Below are 17,394 nucleotides of genomic sequence, written 5' to 3'. Positions count from 1 at the left end.
AATCCGTCTTCGGATGCGCCCGGCGGGCAGCGCCGAGGTCAGCCGAGGCGGTCCACGACGAGGTCCCAGACGATGTCGGCGAGGGCCTCCTTGGGCCCGTGCGGCACGGGGTTCTCGCTGCCGTCGGCGCCCAGTACGACGGCTTCGTTCTCCTCGGAGCCGAAGGTCTTGCGCTCCCCCACCTCGTTGACGACGAGCAGGTCGCATCCTTTGCGGGCGAGTTTGGCGCGGCCGTTGGCGAGGACGTCGTCGGTCTCGGCGGCGAAGCCCACGATCACCTGTCCGGCCCTGGCCCGTTCGGCCGAGACCTCGGCAAGGATGTCTGGGTTGCGGACCAGGACGATGGGCTCGGGCTCCTTGCCGTCCTTCTTCTTGATCTTGCCGGTGGCGTAGGCGGCGGGGCGGAAGTCGGCGACGGCCGCGGCCATGACGACGGCGTCGGCGTCCGCCGCGGCCTTCAGCACGGCCTCGCGCAGCTGTACGGCGGTGCCGGCCCGGACGACGTCCACGCCCGCGGGGTCGGGCAGGTGGGTGTTGGCCTCGATCAGCGTCACCCGGGCGCCGCGGGCGGCGGCGGTGCGGGCGAGGGCGTAGCCCTGCTTGCCGGAGGAGCGGTTGCCGAGGAAGCGCACCGGGTCCAGCGGCTCGCGGGTGCCGCCCGCGGAGACCACCACATGGCGGCCGCGCAGATCGGGCTCCTGGACGCCGCGGGCGAGGACGCGGCGGCAGACCTCGAAGATCTCGCCCGGGTCGGGCAGCCGGCCCTTGCCGGTGTCGACGCCGGTGAGGCGGCCGACGGCGGGTTCGACGACGACGGCGCCGCGGCGGCGCAGCGTGGCCACGTTCTCCTGGGTGGCGGGGTGCTCCCACATCTCGGTGTGCATGGCCGGGGCGAAGACCACGGGGCAGCGTGCCGTCAGGAGGGTGTTGGTGAGCAGGTCGTCGGCGAGGCCGTGGGCGGCCTTGGCGAGCATGTCGACGGTGGCGGGGGCGACCACGACGAGGTCGGCGTGCTGGCCGATGCGGACGTGCGGGACCTCGTGGACGGAGTCCCAGACGTCGGTGGCGACGGGGTTGCCGGACAGGGCGGAGAAGGTGGCGGCGCCGACGAAGCGCAGCGCGGACGCGGTCGGCACCACGCGTACGTCGTGGCCCGACTCGGTGAACCTTCTCAGCAGCTCACAGGCTTTGTAGGCGGCGATGCCACCGCTGACCCCCAGTACCACCCTCGGCTTGTCCACCATGTCTCCTCGATCCGGAAAACCTGCAACACCCATGACACACCACAGGCCCGGCAGCGTGGCTGCCGGGCCTGTGGATAAAACCATCTGCGGTCTGAACGTACTACCGGGCACGCCCTGAACTGCTGGGCGAGCCCTCGGAGTACTACTGCGCGGGGCCCTCGATGGCCTCGGAGGTCAGCAGACCGGCGTTGATCTCGCGCAGGGCGATCGAGAGCGGCTTCTCGTGGACGTGGGTGTCCACGAGCGGGCCCACGTACTCGAGGAGGCCCTCGCCGAGCTGCGAGTAGTACGCGTTGATCTGGCGAGCACGCTTGGCCGCGTAGATCACGAGGCTGTACTTCGAGTCGGTTGCCTCGAGGAGCTCGTCGATCGGCGGGTTGATGATGCCCTCGGGCGCGGTGATGGAAGAGGACACGCTCTACCTTCCGATGGATGGAAAAGAATCAATGATCGTGATCAGAGTCACGATTACACAACGTCCATCAAGGCTAGCAGCTCACGGGCCACGTCCTCGACGGAGGTGTTGACCAGGGTCTCGTCGAACTCCGGCTCGGCGGCCAGCTCGGTCCTGGCGGCCTCCAGCCGGCGCTCGATGACCTCGGGCGACTCGGTGCCCCGGCCGGTCAGCCTGCGCACCAGCTCCTCCCAGGAGGGCGGAGCCAGGAACACCAGCCGCGCGTCCGACATGGACTCACGGACCTGACGGGCACCCTGGAGGTCGATCTCCAGCAGGACGGGCTCGCCCTTCTCCAGCCGTTCCAGGACGGCGGCGCGGGGCGTGCCGTACCGGTTGCCGGCGAATTCGGCCCACTCCAGCAGCTCGCCGTTGGCGATCAGCTTGTCCATCTCGTCGTCGGTGACGAAGAAGTAGTGGACTCCGTGCTGCTCGCCGGGGCGCGGCTTACGGGTCGTCGCCGACACCGAGAGCCAGACCTCGGGGTGTTCCTTGCGCATATGAGCGACGACCGTGCTCTTGCCGACCCCGGAGGGGCCGGAGAGCACGGTCAGCCGCGGACGTACGTCCGGGGGCTCGGGGGTCGTCCCCCGGAATGTTGCAGCCATGCAGCGATTATTCCAGCAATCCCGGGGTGCCCGGGACTCCCGGTCCGGTGCGGGGCCGGACTCAGGCGCCGGTGCTGCCGAACTCCCGCTCCAGGGAGGCGATCTGGTTGGAACCGAGACCCCGCACACGGCGGCTCTCGGAGATGCCCAGACGCTCCATGATTTGCTTGGCGCGGACCTTGCCCACGCCCGGCATGGACTCGAGCAGTGCGGAGACCTTCATCTTGCCGATGACGTCGTTCTCCTGGCCCTGCTTGATCACCTCGTGCAGGGAGGCGCCGGAGTGCTTGAGTCGATTCTTGACCTCGGCCCGCTCCCGGCGAGCCGCGGCGGCCTTTTCGAGCGCGGCTGCGCGCTGTTCAGGGGTAAGGGGCGGAAGAGCCACGCCTACGTCACCTCGGATGTCGAACTGTCGGATACGGACCGGTGAGGAACCTAGTCGCCCCACACCTGGGGAGCCACGAGCAACACGCTTGCCCGTTCACCCTGCTCGGAGACTAGCGGCCAAGTCCGCCAGAGTCAGCGAGAACAGCGGAAAAGTCCTGGTCAGCCTCCGTCAGGCCGGACATTCCAGACATAATGCCCTTGATTTGAAGATGTATTCACACTCAAGTCGGCGCCGGTCCGCTCAACCGAGCACCAGAACGCGTGTCTCAGCCTCCGGCGACGGCCGTCCTGATCTCCTCCGCGAAGCGTTCGGCCGCCGCCCGCAGCGCCCCGACGTCGGGTCCGTGCCGCAGCACGCCCCGGCTGACGTTCGGTACGACATTGCGTACGGCGCTCCCGAAGACCCCCGGGAGGTCGGCCGGGGTCGCGCCCTGGGCGCCGATGCCGGGCGCGAGGAGGGGGCCGTTGATGTCCAGGTCGTACGCGGACAGGTCGCCGAGCGTGGCGCCGACGACCGCGCCGAAGGAGCCCAGCGGCTCCGCTCCCGCGTTCTCGGCCGCCAGATGGGCCAGCATGGTCGCGCCCACGCCCCGCCCGTCGGCGCGCACCGCGTGCTGCACCTCGCCGCCCTCCGGGTTGGAGGTCAGCGCCAGCACGAACAGACCGGCGCCGTTCTCCTCGGCCAGCTTCACGGCGGGGCTCAGCGAGCCGTAGCCGAGGTACGGCGAGACGGTCAGGGCGTCGGAGAACAGCGGGGCGTCCCGGTGCAGGAACGCCTCGGCGTAGGCGGCCATGGTCGAGCCGATGTCGCCGCGCTTGGCGTCCATCACGACCAGGGCGCCGGCCTCGCGCGCCTCCTGGACCGACTTCTCCAGGACGGCGACACCGCGCGAGCCGAACCGCTCGAAGAACGCGCTCTGCGGCTTCAGGACGGCCACCCGGTCGGCCATGGCCTCGACGACGGTGCGGCTGAACCGCTCCAGGCCCGCCACGTCGTCGGCCAGGCCCCACTCGGCGAGCAGGGAGGCGTGCGGGTCGATGCCGACGCACAGCGGGCCGCGCTCGTCCATGGCGCGGCGCAGCCGGGCGCCGAAGGGCTCCAGCGAAGTCATGCGGGCTTCCTCACGTCGGCGCCGACCGCGTCGGCGAGGGTGGCGTACGGGCTGGTGCGCAGGCGGGCGGCGAGGCCCTTGTGGATGGCGCGGCACCAGAAGGGGCCCTCGTAGATGAAGGCGCTGTAGCCCTGGACCAGCGTGGCCCCGGCCAGGATGCGCTGCCAGGCGTCCTCGGCGGTCTCCACGCCGCCGACGCCCACCAGGGTGATCCGGTCGCCCACGCGCGCGTACAGGCGGCGCAGGACCTCCAGGGAGCGTGCCTTGAGGGGTGCGCCGGACAGGCCGCCGGTCTCCCCCACCAGGGCGGCGGGCGCCTTCAGGCCGAGGCCGTCGCGGGCGATGGTGGTGTTGGTGGCGATGATGCCGTCCAGGCCCAGCTCCACGGCCAGGTCGGCGACGGCGTCCACGTCCTCGTCGGCGAGGTCCGGGGCGATCTTCACCAGGAGCGGCACGCGGCGGTTCGCGACGACGCGGTCGGCGGCCTCGCGGACGGCGCTCAGCAGCGGGCGCAGGTGGTCGACGGCCTGGAGGTCGCGCAGCCCCGGCGTGTTCGGCGAGGAGACGTTGACGACCAGGTAGTCGGCGTACGGCGCGAGGCGCTCGGCGGACTTCACGTAGTCGGCGACCGCCTCCGCCTCCGGGACGACCTTGGTCTTGCCGATGTTGACGCCGACGACCGTCCGGAAGACGGGCTCCCGGGTGGCCAGGCGGGCGGCCACGGTCAGCGAGCCGTCGTTGTTGAAGCCCATGCGGTTGACGAGCGCGCGGTCCGCGACGAGGCGGAACAGCCGCTTTTTGGGGTTGCCGGGCTGCGCCTCGCCGGTGACCGTGCCGATCTCGACATGGTCGAAGCCCAGCATCGACATCCCGTCGATCGCCACGGCGTTCTTGTCGAATCCGGCCGCGAGCCCGAACGGGCCGTGCATCCGCAGCCCGAACGCCTCGGTGCGCAGCTCCTTGTGGCGGGGCGCGAGGGCGGCCGCGACGAAGGTGCGCAGCACGGGGACGCGCGCGGCGAGCCGGATCCAGCGGAAGGCGAGGTGATGGGCCTTCTCGGGGTCCATCCGTGTGAAGACCAGACGGAAGAACAGCTTGTACATCGTGGGGAAGTCCTCTGGGGTCCTCGTGAGCACCGGGGGGTTCTCATGAAGAGGGGGACACCGTTTCCGGTGTCCCCCTCGGGGCTGCTAGTCGCGGGCGGCGGTCAGATGCCGTGCGTGTTCCTGGAGCGAACGGACGCCCACGTCGCCGTGGTTGAGGGCGTCGATGCCCTGGACGGCCGCGGCGAGCGCCTGGACGGTCGTCAGGCAGGGCACGGAGCGGGCGACGGCGGCCGTACGGATGTCGTAGCCGTCGAGGCGGCCGCCGGTGCCGTACGGCGTGTTGACGATGAGGTCGACCTCGCCGTCGTGGATGAGCTGGACGATGGTCTTCTCACCGTTCGGGCCGGTGCCCTCGGACTGCTTGCGCACCACGGTGGCGTTGATGCCGTTGCGCTTGAGGACCCCGGCGGTGCCGGAGGTGGCCAGCAGCTCGAAGCCGTGGGCGACCAGCTCGCGGGCCGGGAAGATCATCGAACGCTTGTCGCGGTTGGCGACCGAGATGAACGCGCGTCCCTTGGTGGGCAGCGGCCCGTAGGCGCCCGCCTGCGACTTGGCGTAGGCCGTGCCGAAGACGGAGTCGATGCCCATGACCTCGCCCGTGGAGCGCATCTCCGGGCCGAGGACGGTGTCCACGCCGCGCCCCTGGATGTCGCGGAAGCGCGACCAGGGCATCACGGCCTCCTTGACGGAGATCGGCGCGTCCAGCGGCAGCTCGCCGCCGTCGCCGTGCTTCGGCAGCAGCCCCTCGGCACGCAGTTCGGCGACGGTCGCGCCCAGCGAGATCCGGGCGGCGGCCTTGGCGAGCGGCACCGCGGTCGCCTTGGAGGTGAAGGGGACCGTGCGGGAGGCGCGCGGGTTGGCCTCCAGGACGTAGAGGATGTCGCCGGCCATCGCGAACTGGATGTTGATCAGACCGCGCACGCCGACACCCTTGGCGATGGCCTCGGTGGAGGCGCGCAGCCGCTTGATGTCGAAGCCGCCGAGGGTGATCGGGGGCAGGGCGCACGCCGAGTCGCCGGAGTGGATGCCGGCCTCCTCGATGTGCTCCATGACGCCGCCGAGGTACAGCTCCTCGCCGTCGTAGAGGGCGTCGACGTCGATCTCGATGGCGTCGTCCAGGAAGCGGTCCACGAGGACCGGCCGGGACGGGCTGATCTCGGTGGACTCGGCGATGTAGGCGGCCAGGCGGGTCTCGTCGTAGACGATCTCCATGCCGCGCCCGCCGAGCACGTACGAGGGCCGGACCAGGACCGGGTAGCCGATCTCGTCGGCGATGGCCTTGGCCCCCGCGAAGGTGGTGGCGGTGCCGTGCTTGGGGGCGGGCAGGCCGGCCTCCGCGAGGACCTGGCCGAAGGCGCCGCGGTCCTCGGCGGCGTGGATGGCCTCCGGGGAGGTGCCCACGACCGGCACGCCGTTGTCCTTGAGGGCCTGCGAGAGGCCGAGCGGGGTCTGGCCGCCGAGCTGGACGAGCACACCGGCGACCGGGCCCGCCTGCTGCTCGGCGTGCACGATCTCCAGGACGTCCTCCAGGGTGAGCGGCTCGAAGTACAGCCGGTCGGAGGTGTCGTAGTCGGTGGAGACGGTCTCCGGGTTGCAGTTGACCATCACGGTCTCGTACCCGGCGTCGGACAGCGCGAAGGAGGCGTGGACGCAGGAGTAGTCGAACTCGATGCCCTGGCCGATGCGGTTGGGGCCGGAGCCGAGGATGATGACGGCCGGCTTCTCGCGCGGGGCGACCTCCGACTCCTCGTCGTAGGCGGAGTAGAAGTACGGCGTGCGGGCGGCGAACTCGGCCGCGCAGGTGTCGACCGTCTTGTAGACCGGGCGGATGCCGAGCGCGTGCCGGACCTCGCGGACGACGTCCTCGCGCAGGCCGCGGATCTCGGCGATCTGCTGGTCGGAGAAGCCGTGCCGCTTGGCCTCGCCGAGGAGTTCGCCGGTCAGCTCGCCGGCCTCGGCCAGCTCGTCCGCGATCTCCTTGATGAGGAAGAGCTGGTCCACGAACCAGGGGTCGATCTTCGTGTAGTCGAAGACCTCCTCGGGGGTGGCGCCGGCGCGGATGGCCTGCATGACGGTGTTGATCCGGCCGTCGGTGGGCCGCACCGCCTCGCGCAGCAGCGCCTCCTTGTCGCCGGGCTCGCCGATGAAGGTGAACTGGCTGCCCTTCTTCTCCAGCGAGCGCAGCGCCTTCTGGAACGCCTCGGGGAAGTTGCGGCCGATGGCCATGGCCTCGCCGACCGACTTCATGGTGGTGGTCAGCGTGGAGTCGGCCTGCGGGAACTTCTCGAACGCGAACCGGGGCGCCTTGACGACCACATAGTCGAGCGTGGGCTCGAAGGAGGCCGGGGTCTCCTGGGTGATGTCGTTCGGGATCTCGTCCAGGGTGTAGCCGACGGCCAGCTTGGCGGCGATCTTCGCGATCGGGAAGCCGGTCGCCTTGGAGGCGAGCGCCGAGGAGCGCGACACGCGCGGGTTCATCTCGATGACGATCACCCGGCCGTCCACCGGGTCGACCGCGAACTGGATGTTGCAGCCGCCGGTGTCGACGCCGACCTCGCGGATCACGGCGATGGCGACGTCGCGCAGGATCTGGTACTCGCGGTCGGTGAGCGTCATCGCGGGTGCGACGGTGATGGAGTCACCGGTGTGCACGCCCATGGGGTCGAAGTTCTCGATGGAGCAGACGACCACGACGTTGTCGTTCCTGTCGCGCATCAGCTCCAGCTCGTACTCCTTCCAGCCGAGGATGGACTCCTCCAGGAGGACCTCGGTGGTCGGCGAGAGGGTGAGGCCCTGGCCGGCGATGCGGCGCAGCTCCTCCTCGTCGTGCGCGAAGCCGGAGCCGGCGCCGCCCATGGTGAAGGAGGGGCGCACGACGACCGGGTAGCCGCCGAGCGTCTCGACGCCCTGGATGACGTCGTCCATGGTGTGGCAGATCACCGAGCGGGCGGACTCGCCGTGCCCGATCTTGCGGCGGACCTCCTCGACGACGCCCTTGAAGAGGTCGCGGTCCTCGCCCTTGTGGATGGCCTCGGGCTTGGCGCCGATCAGCTCGACGCCGTACTTGGCCAGAACGCCGTTCTCGTGCAGCGAGATGGCGGTGTTCAGGGCCGTCTGGCCGCCCAGGGTGGGCAGCAGGGCGTCGGGGCGCTCCTTGGCGATGATCTTCTCGACGAACTCGGGGGTGATCGGCTCGACGTACGTGGCGTCGGCGATCTCCGGGTCGGTCATGATCGTCGCCGGGTTGGAGTTGACGAGGATGACGCGCAGACCCTCGGCCTTGAGCACGCGGCATGCCTGGGTGCCGGAGTAGTCGAACTCGGCGGCCTGGCCGATGACGATCGGGCCGGAGCCGATGACCAGGACGGACTGGATATCGGTGCGCTTAGGCACGCTGGCCCTCCATCAGGGAAACGAAGCGGTCGAACAGGTAGGCGGCGTCGTGCGGGCCGGCCGCCGCTTCGGGGTGGTACTGGACGGAGAAGGCGGGCTGGTCGAGCAGCTGGAGCCCCTCCACGACGTCGTCGTTCAGACAGACGTGCGAGACCTCGGCGCGGCCGAACTTCGTGTCGCTGACCTGGTCGAGCGGCGCGTCGACGGCGAAGCCGTGGTTGTGCGCGGTGACCTCGACCTTGCCGGTCGTACGGTCCTGGACCGGCTGGTTGATGCCCCGGTGGCCGTACTTCAGCTTGTAGGTGCCGAAGCCGAGGGCGCGGCCGAGGATCTGGTTGCCGAAGCAGATGCCGAACAGCGGCGTCCGGCGCTCCAGAACGGCGGTCATCAGGGCGACCGGGCCGTCCGCGGTGGCGGGGTCGCCGGGGCCGTTGGAGAAGAACACACCGTCGGGGGCGACGGCGTAGATCTCCTCGGCGGTGGCGGTGGCGGGCAGGACGTGCACCTCGATGCCGCGCTCGGCCATGCGGTGCGGGGTCATGCCCTTGATGCCGAGGTCGATCGCGGCGACGGTGAACTTCTTCTCGCCGACCGCGGGGACGACGTACGCCTCCTTGGTGGCGACCTCCTCGTAGAGGCTCGCGCCCTTCATGTGGGGCTGGGCCTGCACCCGGGCCAGCAGCTCCGGCTCGGCGGCGAGCGCCTCGCCGGAGAAGACGCCGGCGCGCATGGAGCCGCGCTCGCGCAGATGGCGGGTGAGGGCGCGGGTGTCGATACCGGAGATGCCGACGACGCCCTGCCGCTCCAGCTCGTCGTCCAGGGAGCGCTTGGCGCGCCAGTTGGACGGCACGCGGGCGGGGTCGCGGACCACGTAGCCGGAGACCCAGATGCGGCCCGACTCGTCGTCCTCGTCGTTCCAGCCCGTGTTGCCGATCTGGGGGGCGGTGGCGACGACGATCTGGCGGTCGTACGACGGGTCGGTCAGGGTCTCCTGGTAGCCGGTCATACCGGTGGAGAACACGGCCTCGCCGAAGGTCTCCCCCACGGCCCCGTAGGCACGGCCGCGGAAGGTGCGGCCGTCCTCCAGGACGAGTACGGCGGGAGTCTTCGCGGCTCCCCTGGTGGAGGTCGTCATCGTGCGCCTTCCGTGTCGTTGATCATGTGGTTGAGCGTGTCGACCCATGCGGGGTGCTCGGCCGCGTGGTCGGAGCGGAAGCCGGAGTCGATCAGCTTGTCGCCGTGCGCCCAGGTCACCACCAGCAGTCCGCCCTCGGTGAGGACCTTGCCGGCGATGCCCTTGTCGAGCCGGGCCTCGCGCAGGGCGGCGGCGGGGATGAAGAAGTCGTTCGCACCGGGGCGTTCGACCGTGAGGCCGGCGTCGGTGAGGGTGAGCTCGGCCAGGCTCCGGGTGCCCAGGCCGTGGGCCACGATGCGGTCCAGCCACTGCCCGGCGGTGGTGGAGCCGTGGTAGCGGCCGCTCATGGCCAGTCGCACCGGGCCGGTGTCCTCGGGCGCGCTGGGCAGCTCCGGGATGTCGCTCTGGAGCGTGGCGCGCCACTTCCAGCCCTCGCGCATCAGCCAGTAGACGAGCGTGATGAAGAGCAGCAGTCCGACGAGCCAGCCGAGGCGCGCCGGCCAGTCGGTGACCGGGGCCGACTTCTCTGCCTCGGCCAGGAGGATTACAGGTGTCACGTGAGCTTCCCGTCGACGAGCGTGGCCTTGCCCCGCAGCCACGTGTGCGTCACACGGCCCGGCAGCTCGCGCCCCTGGTAGGGGGTGTTGCGGCTGCGCGAGGCGAAGCCCGCGGGGTCCACCTGGCCACGGTATGCCGTGTCGACCAGGGTGAGGTTGGCAGGCTCACCGGCCGAGACGGGACGGCCGTGTCCGGTGGCCTGTCCGATCTGCGCGGGCCTGGCGGACATCCGGTCGGCGACGCCGGCCCAGTCCAGCAGACCCGTGTCGACCATGGTCTCCTGCACCACCGACAGCGCGGTCTCCAGGCCCACCATGCCCATGGCGGCGGCGGCCCACTCGCAGTCCTTGTCCTCGTGCGGGTGCGGGGCGTGGTCGGTGGCGACGATGTCGATCGTGCCGTCGGCGAGGGCCTCGCGCAGCGCCAGGACGTCGCGCTCGGTGCGCAGCGGCGGGTTGACCTTGTAGACGGGGTTGTAGGTGCGCACCAGCTCGTCGGTGAGCAGCAGGTGGTGCGGGGTGACCTCGGCGGTGACCTGGATGCCGCGGGACTTGGCCCAGCGGACGATCTCGACGGAGCCGGCGGTCGACAGGTGGCAGATGTGGACGCGGGAGCCGACGTGCTCGGCGAGCAGGACGTCGCGGGCGATGATCGACTCCTCGGCGACGGCGGGCCAGCCGCCGAGGCCGAGTTCGGCGGAGACGACGCCCTCGTTCATCTGGGCGCCCTCGGTCAGCCGGGGCTCCTGGGCGTGCTGGGCGACGACGCCGCCGAACGCCTTCACGTACTCCAGGGCCCGGCGCATGATCACCGCGTCGTCCACGCACTTGCCGTCGTCGGAGAAGACGGTGACCCCGGCGGCGGACTCGTGCATGGCGCCGAGTTCGGCGAGCTTCCTGCCCTCCAGGCCGACAGTGACGGCGCCGATGGGCTGGACGTCGCAGTAGCCGTGCTCCCGGCCGAGCCGCCAGACCTGCTCGACGACGCCGGCGGTGTCGGCGACGGGGAAGGTGTTGGCCATGGCGAACACGGCGGTGTAACCACCGCTCGCGGCCGCGCGGGTGCCGGTGAGGACGGTCTCGGAGTCCTCGCGGCCGGGCTCGCGCAGATGGGTGTGGAGGTCCACCAGGCCCGGCAGCAGCACCTTGCCCTCGGCCTCGATCACCTCGGCGCCCTCGGCGCGGAGCGCGGTCCCCACCTCGGCGATGGTCTCGCCGTCGATCAGCACGTCCCGCTGCTCGCCGCCGAGCACCTTCGCACCGCGGATCAGGATCTTGCTCATGTTCTTACTTCTCCTCAGCGCGAAGGGGGGCGGCGGCGGGCTCGTTGCCGCCGAGCAGCAGGTACAGGACGGCCATCCGGATGGACACGCCGTTGGCGACCTGCTCCACGACGGTGCAGCGGTCGGAGTCGGCGACCTCGGCGGTGATCTCCATGCCGCGCACCATCGGACCGGGGTGCATCACGATGGCGTGCTCGGGCAGCTTGGCCATGCGGTCGCCGTCGAGGCCGTAGCGCCGGGAGTACTCGCGCTCGGTCGGGAAGAAGGCCGCGTTCATCCGCTCCCGCTGCACGCGCAGCATCATCACCGCGTCGCACTTGGGCAGCGTGCTGTCGAGGTCGTACGACACCTCGCAGGGCCAGGACCCGACGCCGACCGGGATCAGGGTGGGCGGGGCGACCAGGGTGACCTCGGCGCCGAGGGTGTGCAGCAGGTCCACGTTGGAGCGGGCGACCCGGCTGTGCAGGACGTCGCCGACGAGGGTGACGCGCTTGCCGGCCAGGTCCTGGCCGAGGCCGGCGTCGCGGCCGACCAGGCGGCGGCGCATGGTGAAGGCGTCCAGGAGGGCCTGGGTGGGGTGCTGGTGGGTGCCGTCGCCCGCGTTGATCACGGCGGCGTCGATCCAGCCGGAGGTGGCGAGGCGGTAGGGCGCGCCGGAGGCGCCGTGCCGGATGACGACGGCGTCGACGCCCATCGCCTCCAGGGTCTGGGCGGTGTCCTTCAGGGACTCGCCCTTGGACACGCTGGAGCCCTTGGCGGAGAAGTTGATGACGTCCGCGGACAGGCGCTTCTCGGCGGCCTCGAAGGAGATCCGGGTGCGCGTGGAGTCCTCGAAGAAGAGGTTCACGACGGTACGGCCGCGCAGGGTCGGCAGTTTCTTGATCGGCCGGTCGGCGACCCGGGCCATCTCCTCGGCGGTGTCGAGGATCAGGACGGCGTCGTCGCGGGAGAGGTCGGCGGCCGAGATGAGATGACGCTGCATCTGTCAGGCTCCGTAAGGCAGTTCGGGAGGATTGGGGCGAACCCGGGCGCGGGCGGGTACGCCGAAGCGACCCTGGTGCGCCTGGCTCGCTACTGGTCGGCCGGCTTCACACCGAGCAGCACGGTGTCGCGACCGTCCTCCTCGGCGAGCTGGACCTTGACCGTCTCCCGCAGCGACGTGGGGAGGTTCTTGCCGACGTAGTCGGCGCGGATCGGCAGTTCCCGGTGGCCGCGGTCGACCAGGACCGCGAGCTGGACCGCGCGCGGGCGCCCGAGGTCGTTCAGGGCGTCGAGGGCGGCGCGGATGGTGCGGCCGGAGAAGAGCACGTCGTCCACGAGGACGACGAGCTTGCCGTCGAGGCCGTCACCGGGGATCTCGGTGCGGGCCAGCGCACGCGGCGGGTGCATGCGCAGGTCGTCGCGGTACATGGTGATGTCGAGGGAGCCGACCGGGATGGCGCGGTCGGTGATCTGCTCGAGTTTGGCGGCCAGCCGCTGGGCGAGGAAGACGCCCCGGGTGGGAATGCCGAGAAGCACCACGTCGTCGGCGCCCTTGGCGCGCTCGACGATCTCGTGGGCGATACGGGTCAGAACCCGTGCGATGTCGGGACCCTCGAGAACGGGCCGGGCATCGGTTGCCGACAGATGGGCGTGCGTGTCCATAGAAAACGGACCTCCTTCTCCGCCTCACGGGACGGACCTTAAAGGACGTCGGAATTGCGCCATCTACGGTAGCAGGTCGCGGGGACCGCTTCGATTCACCCCCTTGGCCCAACGCGTCGGCACTACCACGGAAGCGTCGGGGTGGCCCATTCGGCTTGACGCAGAAGAATCACGCTGCGTAACCTCACAGTGAGTTACCAAAACGCGCGGCGGGAAGACAGCCGACCGCGTCGACACAGTGTCCGGGGAGCTATATGTCCAGCGAATACGCCAAACAGCTCGGGGCCAAGCTCCGGGCCATCCGCACCCAGCAGGGCCTTTCCCTCCACGGTGTCGAGGAGAAGTCCCAGGGACGCTGGAAGGCCGTCGTGGTGGGTTCGTACGAGCGCGGCGACCGTGCCGTGACCGTGCAGCGCCTTGCCGAGCTGGCCGATTTCTATGGCGTCCCGGTGCAGGAGCTCCTGCCGGGCACCACGCCCGGCGGTGCCGCCGAGCCGCCGCCGAAGCTGGTCCTCGACCTGGAGCGGCTGGCCACGGTGCCGGCCGAGAAGGCGGGCCCCCTGCAGCGCTACGCGGCGACGATCCAGTCCCAGCGCGGCGACTACAACGGCAAGGTGCTCTCGATCCGCCAGGACGACCTGCGCACACTCGCCGTCATCTACGACCAGTCCCCCTCGGTCCTCACCGAGCAGCTGATCAGCTGGGGCGTCCTGGACGCGGACGCCCGCCGCGCGGTGGCCACGCACGAAGACGCGTGATCCCGTAGATGTGACGTGATCCCGTAGGTCGGAGCGGACGAACAAGCAGAAACGTGTCGCCGGGGTGGCCGGAACCAGACGGTTCCGGCCACCCCGGCGGCGTTTTCATACGACTGCTCAGATCGGCTCTCGAGGCCGGTTGCCGCCGCGGACACGCCTGAGGGGCGCGGGGCTCCGCCGATGCGCGGCTTCGCCGCACGGCGGTCACCCGGCGCCCCTCCAGGCGGTCTTCCTCCCGGCTAGTCCCGGCGGAGCGAGGGCTTCAGCTCCTTGAAGCGCCCCAGCAGACCGTTGACGAACGAGGGCGACTCATCGGTCGAGAACTCCTTCGCCAGCTGCACCATCTCGTCCAGCACGACGGCGTCCGGGGTCTCGTCCACCCAGATCAGCTCGTACGCGCCCAGCCGCAGGATGTTGCGGTCCACGACCGGCATCCGGTCGAGCGTCCACCCGACCGCGTACTGGGCGATCAGCTCGTCGATGCGCCGGGCGTGCTCGGCGTACCCCTCGACCAGCTGCATCGTGTACTCGCTGACCGGCGGCTGCCGGGTGTCGGACCGGGACAGGCGGACCCAGTCGGCGAGGACCGTCAGGACGTCGGCGCCGCGCTGGTCGCCCTCGAAGAGGATCTGGAAGGCGCGCTTGCGGGCCGTGTTGCGGGCAGCCACGGTTAGCTGTTCACCCGGCCGAGGTAGTCGCTCGTACGGGTGTCGACCTTGATCTTCTCACCGGTGGTGATGAAGAGCGGGACCTGGATCTGGTGACCGGTCTCCAGGGTGGCGGGCTTGGTGCCACCGGTGGAGCGGTCGCCCTGGACGCCCGGCTCGGTCTCCTGGATGACCAGCTCGACGGCGGCGGGCAACTCCACGAAGAGCACCTCGCCCTCGTGCTGGGCCACGGTGGCGGTGAAGCCCTCGATCAGGAAGTTGGCGGCGTCGCCGACGGCCTTGCGGTCGACCATCAGCTGGTCGTAGGTCTGCATGTCCATGAAGACGAAGTAGTCGCCGTCCATGTACGAGAACTGCATGTCGCGCTTGTCGACAGTGGCGGTCTCGACCTTGACACCGGCGTTGAAGGTCTTGTCGACGACCTTGCCGGAGAGCACGTTCTTGAGCTTGGTGCGCACGAAGGCCGGGCCCTTGCCGGGCTTGACGTGCTGGAACTCGACGACGGACCAGAGCTGGCCGCCTTCGAGCTTGAGCACCAGGCCGTTCTTGAGGTCGTTCGTGGAAGCCACGGTTGCGGAATCTCCTGGACTGACGTACGACCCCGGGTCACGCGCTACAGCGCGAGCAGCTCCTTGGTCGTGATGGTGAGTAGCTCGGGTCCGCCGTCCGCCTCGGGGCGTACGACGAGCGTGTCATCGATCCGGACACCGCCCCGGCCCGGGAGGTGGACCCCCGGTTCGACGGTGACCGGCACGCAAGCGTCCAGTTTACCCATGGCCGAGGGGGCCAGCTGCGGGTCCTCGTCGATTTCGAGTCCGACACCGTGCCCGGTGAGCGGCGGAAGGGCTTCCGCATAGCCCGCGGAGTCCAGCACATGGCGTGCCGCGCGGTCCACATCACGGTAGGCGGCGCCGGGCATGAGGGCCTCGCGTCCGGCGCGCTGGGCGGCGAAGACCAGGTCGTACAGCTGGATCTGCCAGTCCGCCGGCGAGGTGCCGATGACGAACGTACGGCCGATCTCGCAGCGGTAGCCGCGGTAGGTCGCGCCGAGGCACACGGAGAGGAAATCTCCCTCCTCCACCCGGCGGTCGGTGGGCCGGTGGCCGCGGCGGCCGGAGTTCGGGCCGGTGGCGACGGAGGTGGGGAAGGCGGGGCCGTCGGCGCCGTGGTCGACCAGACGGCGCTCCAGCTCCAGGGCGAGGTGCCGTTCGGTGCGGCCGACCAGGATGGACTCCAGCAGCTCGCCGAGGGCCTGGTCGGCGATCTCGGCGCCGATGCGCAGGCAGGAGATCTCCTCCTCGTCCTTGACGACCCTGAGCTGCTCCACGGCGCAGCCGACGTCGGCGAGGCGCAGGGCCGGGGCGATCGCGGCGATGGCCCGGTGCCGGGCGACCGTCAGATGGTGCTCCTCCACGGCGAGGGAGTCCGCGCCCTGGCCCCGGGCGAGGTCGGCGGCGGTCACCGCGGTGTCACCGCCCCGCGCGGGCAGGACCCGCACCCGCAGGGATTCGTCCGGGCGCCCCTCGAAGGGGCGGTCGTCGGGCGGGACCGCGCACACCAGGAGATCCTCGCGGCTGCCGAGGAGCAGCACGGCGCCGTGCGGGGCGGCGGCCGCGAGGTAGCGCACGTTGGCGGGGCGGGTGACGAGCGCTGCCGCGGTGCCGGCCGCGTTGAAGTGGTCCCGCAGGCGGGATCGGCGGTTCGCGTACACCTCTGACATGAGATGAGCGTAGAAGTTTTATGCGGTTTGTGCCGATTCAGGAGGGCCGAGTGGGGTTTGCGGGGGTGATCGCGCCCCGCTGCTCCACCGGTTCGGTCTACCAGTTCGGCGGGCTGGCTATCGCTCTCGCCAGGACCTCGTCCAGGACCCGTGCCGTGCCCGGGACGTCCAGTTGGGAGTTGTCGATGATCGGGAGGCCCGAGCCGTACCAGCCGGCCATGCGGCCGTGGATGCGGGCGACCTCCTCGTCGGTGAGGCGGCGGTTGCCGGAGCGTTCGGCGTTGCGCTCCAGGACGATGTCCAGGCCGGGCAGCAGGACGACCGGGAGCAGACCGGGGCCGACATGGCGCTTCCAGCCGCCGAGTCCGACGACCGGGCGGTCCGGGAAGACGGCGTCGTCCAGGATGCAGGAGATCCCGTTCGCCAGGAAGTTGCGCGCGGAGAAGCCGCAGGTGCGGCGGGCCAGGCGGTACTGGGCCTCGGAGTGGTCGTTCCACCCGGACTGGGGGTCGGCGAAGCCGGAGCGGACCCACTCGCGCACGTCGTCCAGGCTGATGTGGGCCGTGGGCACGCGCCGGTGGTCCGCCCAGTACTTCGCCACGCTGGTCTTGCCCGCGCCCGCGGGTCCGATCAGCAGGACGGCCAGCGTGGTCGTCGTCGGATCGGGCACCGCGGTGGCGGTCGGCGCGGGGGTCGGCACACCGAAGGGCGCACCCGGGGGCAGGTGCACGTGCCCGGTGCTGTCGGGGGCCTGTTGCTCGGATCCCTGCGGCCGGGCAGGCCCCTGCGGCCGGGCAGGCCCCTGCGGCCGGGCAGGCCCCTGCGGCCGGGCAGGCCCCTGCGGCCGGGCGGGCGCCTGCGGCGGCATGGGACCGGCGGGGGCCGGGGGCCGTGGGTGCCCCGGGACGCCCGGATGGGCGGGAGCCGGGGGCTGGCTGGGGGCCGGGGGCTGCGCCTGCGGGTGCCCCGACGGCGCCGGTGCGGGCGGCACCGGTGGCCGCTGCTGCCCCGGAGGGACCTGCGGCGACGGCGGCGGGAAGGCCGGGGGCGGGGCGGCGGGGCCCTGCGCGGGCGGTTCGCCCGGGGGCGGGGCGGCCGACGGCCAGCCGGTGTGCGGCCGGTGCCCCGGCTGATGGGGCGGCGGCAGCGGAGCTCCCACTGCGTGCTGCATCCGTTGCCACTCCGTCTCGTACAGGCAGTTGGGGGTGCAGGCGGCGGGGGCGTGGGCCCCGCACCTCTGCGAACGGTACCGTCCCCGGCCGTCGTTCGGTGAAACGGCCGGGGACGATCCGAAGTGCCCGATGCGCCGAGGAAGATGGCGCAAC

At 71.0% G+C, this 17,394-nt stretch carries 17 protein-coding genes; 1 reads left to right on the top strand and 16 read right to left on the bottom strand.

Features of this window, described 5'->3' with window-relative positions; translation table 11 throughout:
* Nucleotides 1-38: 38 nt before the first annotated feature.
* The 12 genes from coaBC to pyrR form a co-directional block, all read right to left on the bottom strand.
* On the bottom strand, nucleotides 39-1,244 hold the full coding sequence (gene coaBC, locus GHR20_RS29505) for a bifunctional phosphopantothenoylcysteine decarboxylase/phosphopantothenate--cysteine ligase CoaBC (protein WP_243878153.1): 1,206 nt from the start codon (nucleotides 1,242-1,244) through the stop codon (nucleotides 39-41).
* Nucleotides 1,245-1,386: 142 nt separating this feature from the next.
* Nucleotides 1,387-1,659, bottom strand: a complete 273-nt coding sequence (gene rpoZ / locus GHR20_RS29500; RefSeq protein ID WP_005319902.1) for a DNA-directed RNA polymerase subunit omega — start codon at nucleotides 1,657-1,659, stop codon at nucleotides 1,387-1,389.
* A gap of 53 nt (nucleotides 1,660-1,712) precedes the next feature.
* Nucleotides 1,713-2,306, bottom strand: coding sequence for a guanylate kinase (gmk, locus tag GHR20_RS29495; protein ID WP_111587006.1), 594 nt, complete (start codon nucleotides 2,304-2,306; stop codon nucleotides 1,713-1,715).
* Nucleotides 2,307-2,367: 61 nt separating this feature from the next.
* Nucleotides 2,368-2,691: an integration host factor gene (locus GHR20_RS29490; RefSeq protein WP_037651003.1), complete on the bottom strand. Its 324-nt coding sequence runs from the start codon at nucleotides 2,689-2,691 to the stop codon at nucleotides 2,368-2,370.
* A 268-nt stretch (nucleotides 2,692-2,959) separates the two neighbouring features.
* The gene (pyrF, locus tag GHR20_RS29485; protein WP_194859021.1) at nucleotides 2,960-3,805 is read right to left on the bottom strand and encodes an orotidine-5'-phosphate decarboxylase; all 846 of its coding nucleotides are present in this window, start codon (nucleotides 3,803-3,805) and stop codon (nucleotides 2,960-2,962) included.
* Nucleotides 3,802-4,908: a quinone-dependent dihydroorotate dehydrogenase gene (locus GHR20_RS29480; RefSeq protein ID WP_153814870.1), complete on the bottom strand. Its 1,107-nt coding sequence runs from the start codon at nucleotides 4,906-4,908 to the stop codon at nucleotides 3,802-3,804. The genes pyrF and GHR20_RS29480 overlap by 4 nt, the downstream gene beginning before the upstream one ends.
* An 87-nt stretch (nucleotides 4,909-4,995) precedes the next feature.
* Nucleotides 4,996-8,304 (bottom strand): carbamoyl-phosphate synthase large subunit, encoded by a 3,309-nt coding sequence (gene carB, locus GHR20_RS29475; RefSeq protein WP_153814869.1) that lies wholly within the window; start codon nucleotides 8,302-8,304, stop codon nucleotides 4,996-4,998.
* A complete protein-coding gene (gene carA / locus GHR20_RS29470; RefSeq protein WP_111587003.1) occupies nucleotides 8,297-9,439 on the bottom strand; it encodes a glutamine-hydrolyzing carbamoyl-phosphate synthase small subunit in 1,143 nt (380 codons plus the stop codon). The genes carB and carA overlap by 8 nt, the downstream gene beginning before the upstream one ends.
* A complete protein-coding gene (locus tag GHR20_RS29465) occupies nucleotides 9,436-9,996 on the bottom strand; it encodes a hypothetical protein (protein ID WP_111587002.1) in 561 nt (186 codons plus the stop codon). The genes carA and GHR20_RS29465 overlap by 4 nt, the downstream gene beginning before the upstream one ends.
* Nucleotides 9,993-11,279, bottom strand: coding sequence for a dihydroorotase (locus GHR20_RS29460; protein WP_153814868.1), 1,287 nt, complete (start codon nucleotides 11,277-11,279; stop codon nucleotides 9,993-9,995). Before GHR20_RS29460 ends, GHR20_RS29465 begins: the two co-directional genes overlap by 4 nt.
* A 4-nt stretch (nucleotides 11,280-11,283) precedes the next feature.
* Nucleotides 11,284-12,261 carry an aspartate carbamoyltransferase catalytic subunit gene (locus GHR20_RS29455; RefSeq protein WP_111587000.1) on the bottom strand — a complete coding sequence of 326 codons (978 nt, stop codon included), beginning with the start codon at nucleotides 12,259-12,261 and terminating at the stop codon, nucleotides 11,284-11,286.
* An 89-nt stretch (nucleotides 12,262-12,350) separates the two neighbouring features.
* Nucleotides 12,351-12,923, bottom strand: coding sequence for a bifunctional pyr operon transcriptional regulator/uracil phosphoribosyltransferase PyrR (gene pyrR, locus GHR20_RS29450; protein ID WP_145484025.1), 573 nt, complete (start codon nucleotides 12,921-12,923; stop codon nucleotides 12,351-12,353).
* A gap of 254 nt (nucleotides 12,924-13,177) precedes the next feature.
* On the opposite strand from pyrR, the gene bldD reads away from it, so the two are divergent.
* On the top strand, nucleotides 13,178-13,681 hold the full coding sequence (bldD, locus tag GHR20_RS29445; RefSeq protein WP_020938842.1) for a transcriptional regulator BldD: 504 nt from the start codon (nucleotides 13,178-13,180) through the stop codon (nucleotides 13,679-13,681).
* Nucleotides 13,682-13,920: 239 nt separating this feature from the next.
* Here bldD and nusB read toward each other — a convergent pair whose 3' ends face one another.
* The 4 genes from nusB to GHR20_RS29425 form a co-directional block, all read right to left on the bottom strand.
* Entirely contained in the window at nucleotides 13,921-14,349 is a 429-nt protein-coding gene (nusB, locus tag GHR20_RS29440; RefSeq protein ID WP_111586998.1) for a transcription antitermination factor NusB, read from the bottom strand.
* Between the two features lie 2 nt (nucleotides 14,350-14,351).
* Complete coding sequence (gene efp / locus GHR20_RS29435) at nucleotides 14,352-14,918, bottom strand: elongation factor P (RefSeq protein WP_111586997.1); 567 nt, start codon at nucleotides 14,916-14,918, stop codon at nucleotides 14,352-14,354.
* A 44-nt stretch (nucleotides 14,919-14,962) separates the two neighbouring features.
* The gene (locus tag GHR20_RS29430) at nucleotides 14,963-16,069 is read right to left on the bottom strand and encodes an aminopeptidase P family protein (RefSeq protein ID WP_148027665.1); all 1,107 of its coding nucleotides are present in this window, start codon (nucleotides 16,067-16,069) and stop codon (nucleotides 14,963-14,965) included.
* Nucleotides 16,070-16,166: 97 nt separating this feature from the next.
* Nucleotides 16,167-17,240 (bottom strand): AAA family ATPase, encoded by a 1,074-nt coding sequence (locus tag GHR20_RS29425; RefSeq protein ID WP_153814867.1) that lies wholly within the window; start codon nucleotides 17,238-17,240, stop codon nucleotides 16,167-16,169.
* Between the last annotated feature and the right edge of the window lie 154 nt (nucleotides 17,241-17,394).

This window comes from Streptomyces sp. SUK 48 (assembly GCF_009650765.1).
Taxonomy (GTDB): Bacteria; Actinomycetota; Actinomycetes; order Streptomycetales; family Streptomycetaceae; genus Streptomyces.
This window is presented reverse-complemented; position numbering and strand designations above follow the sequence as displayed.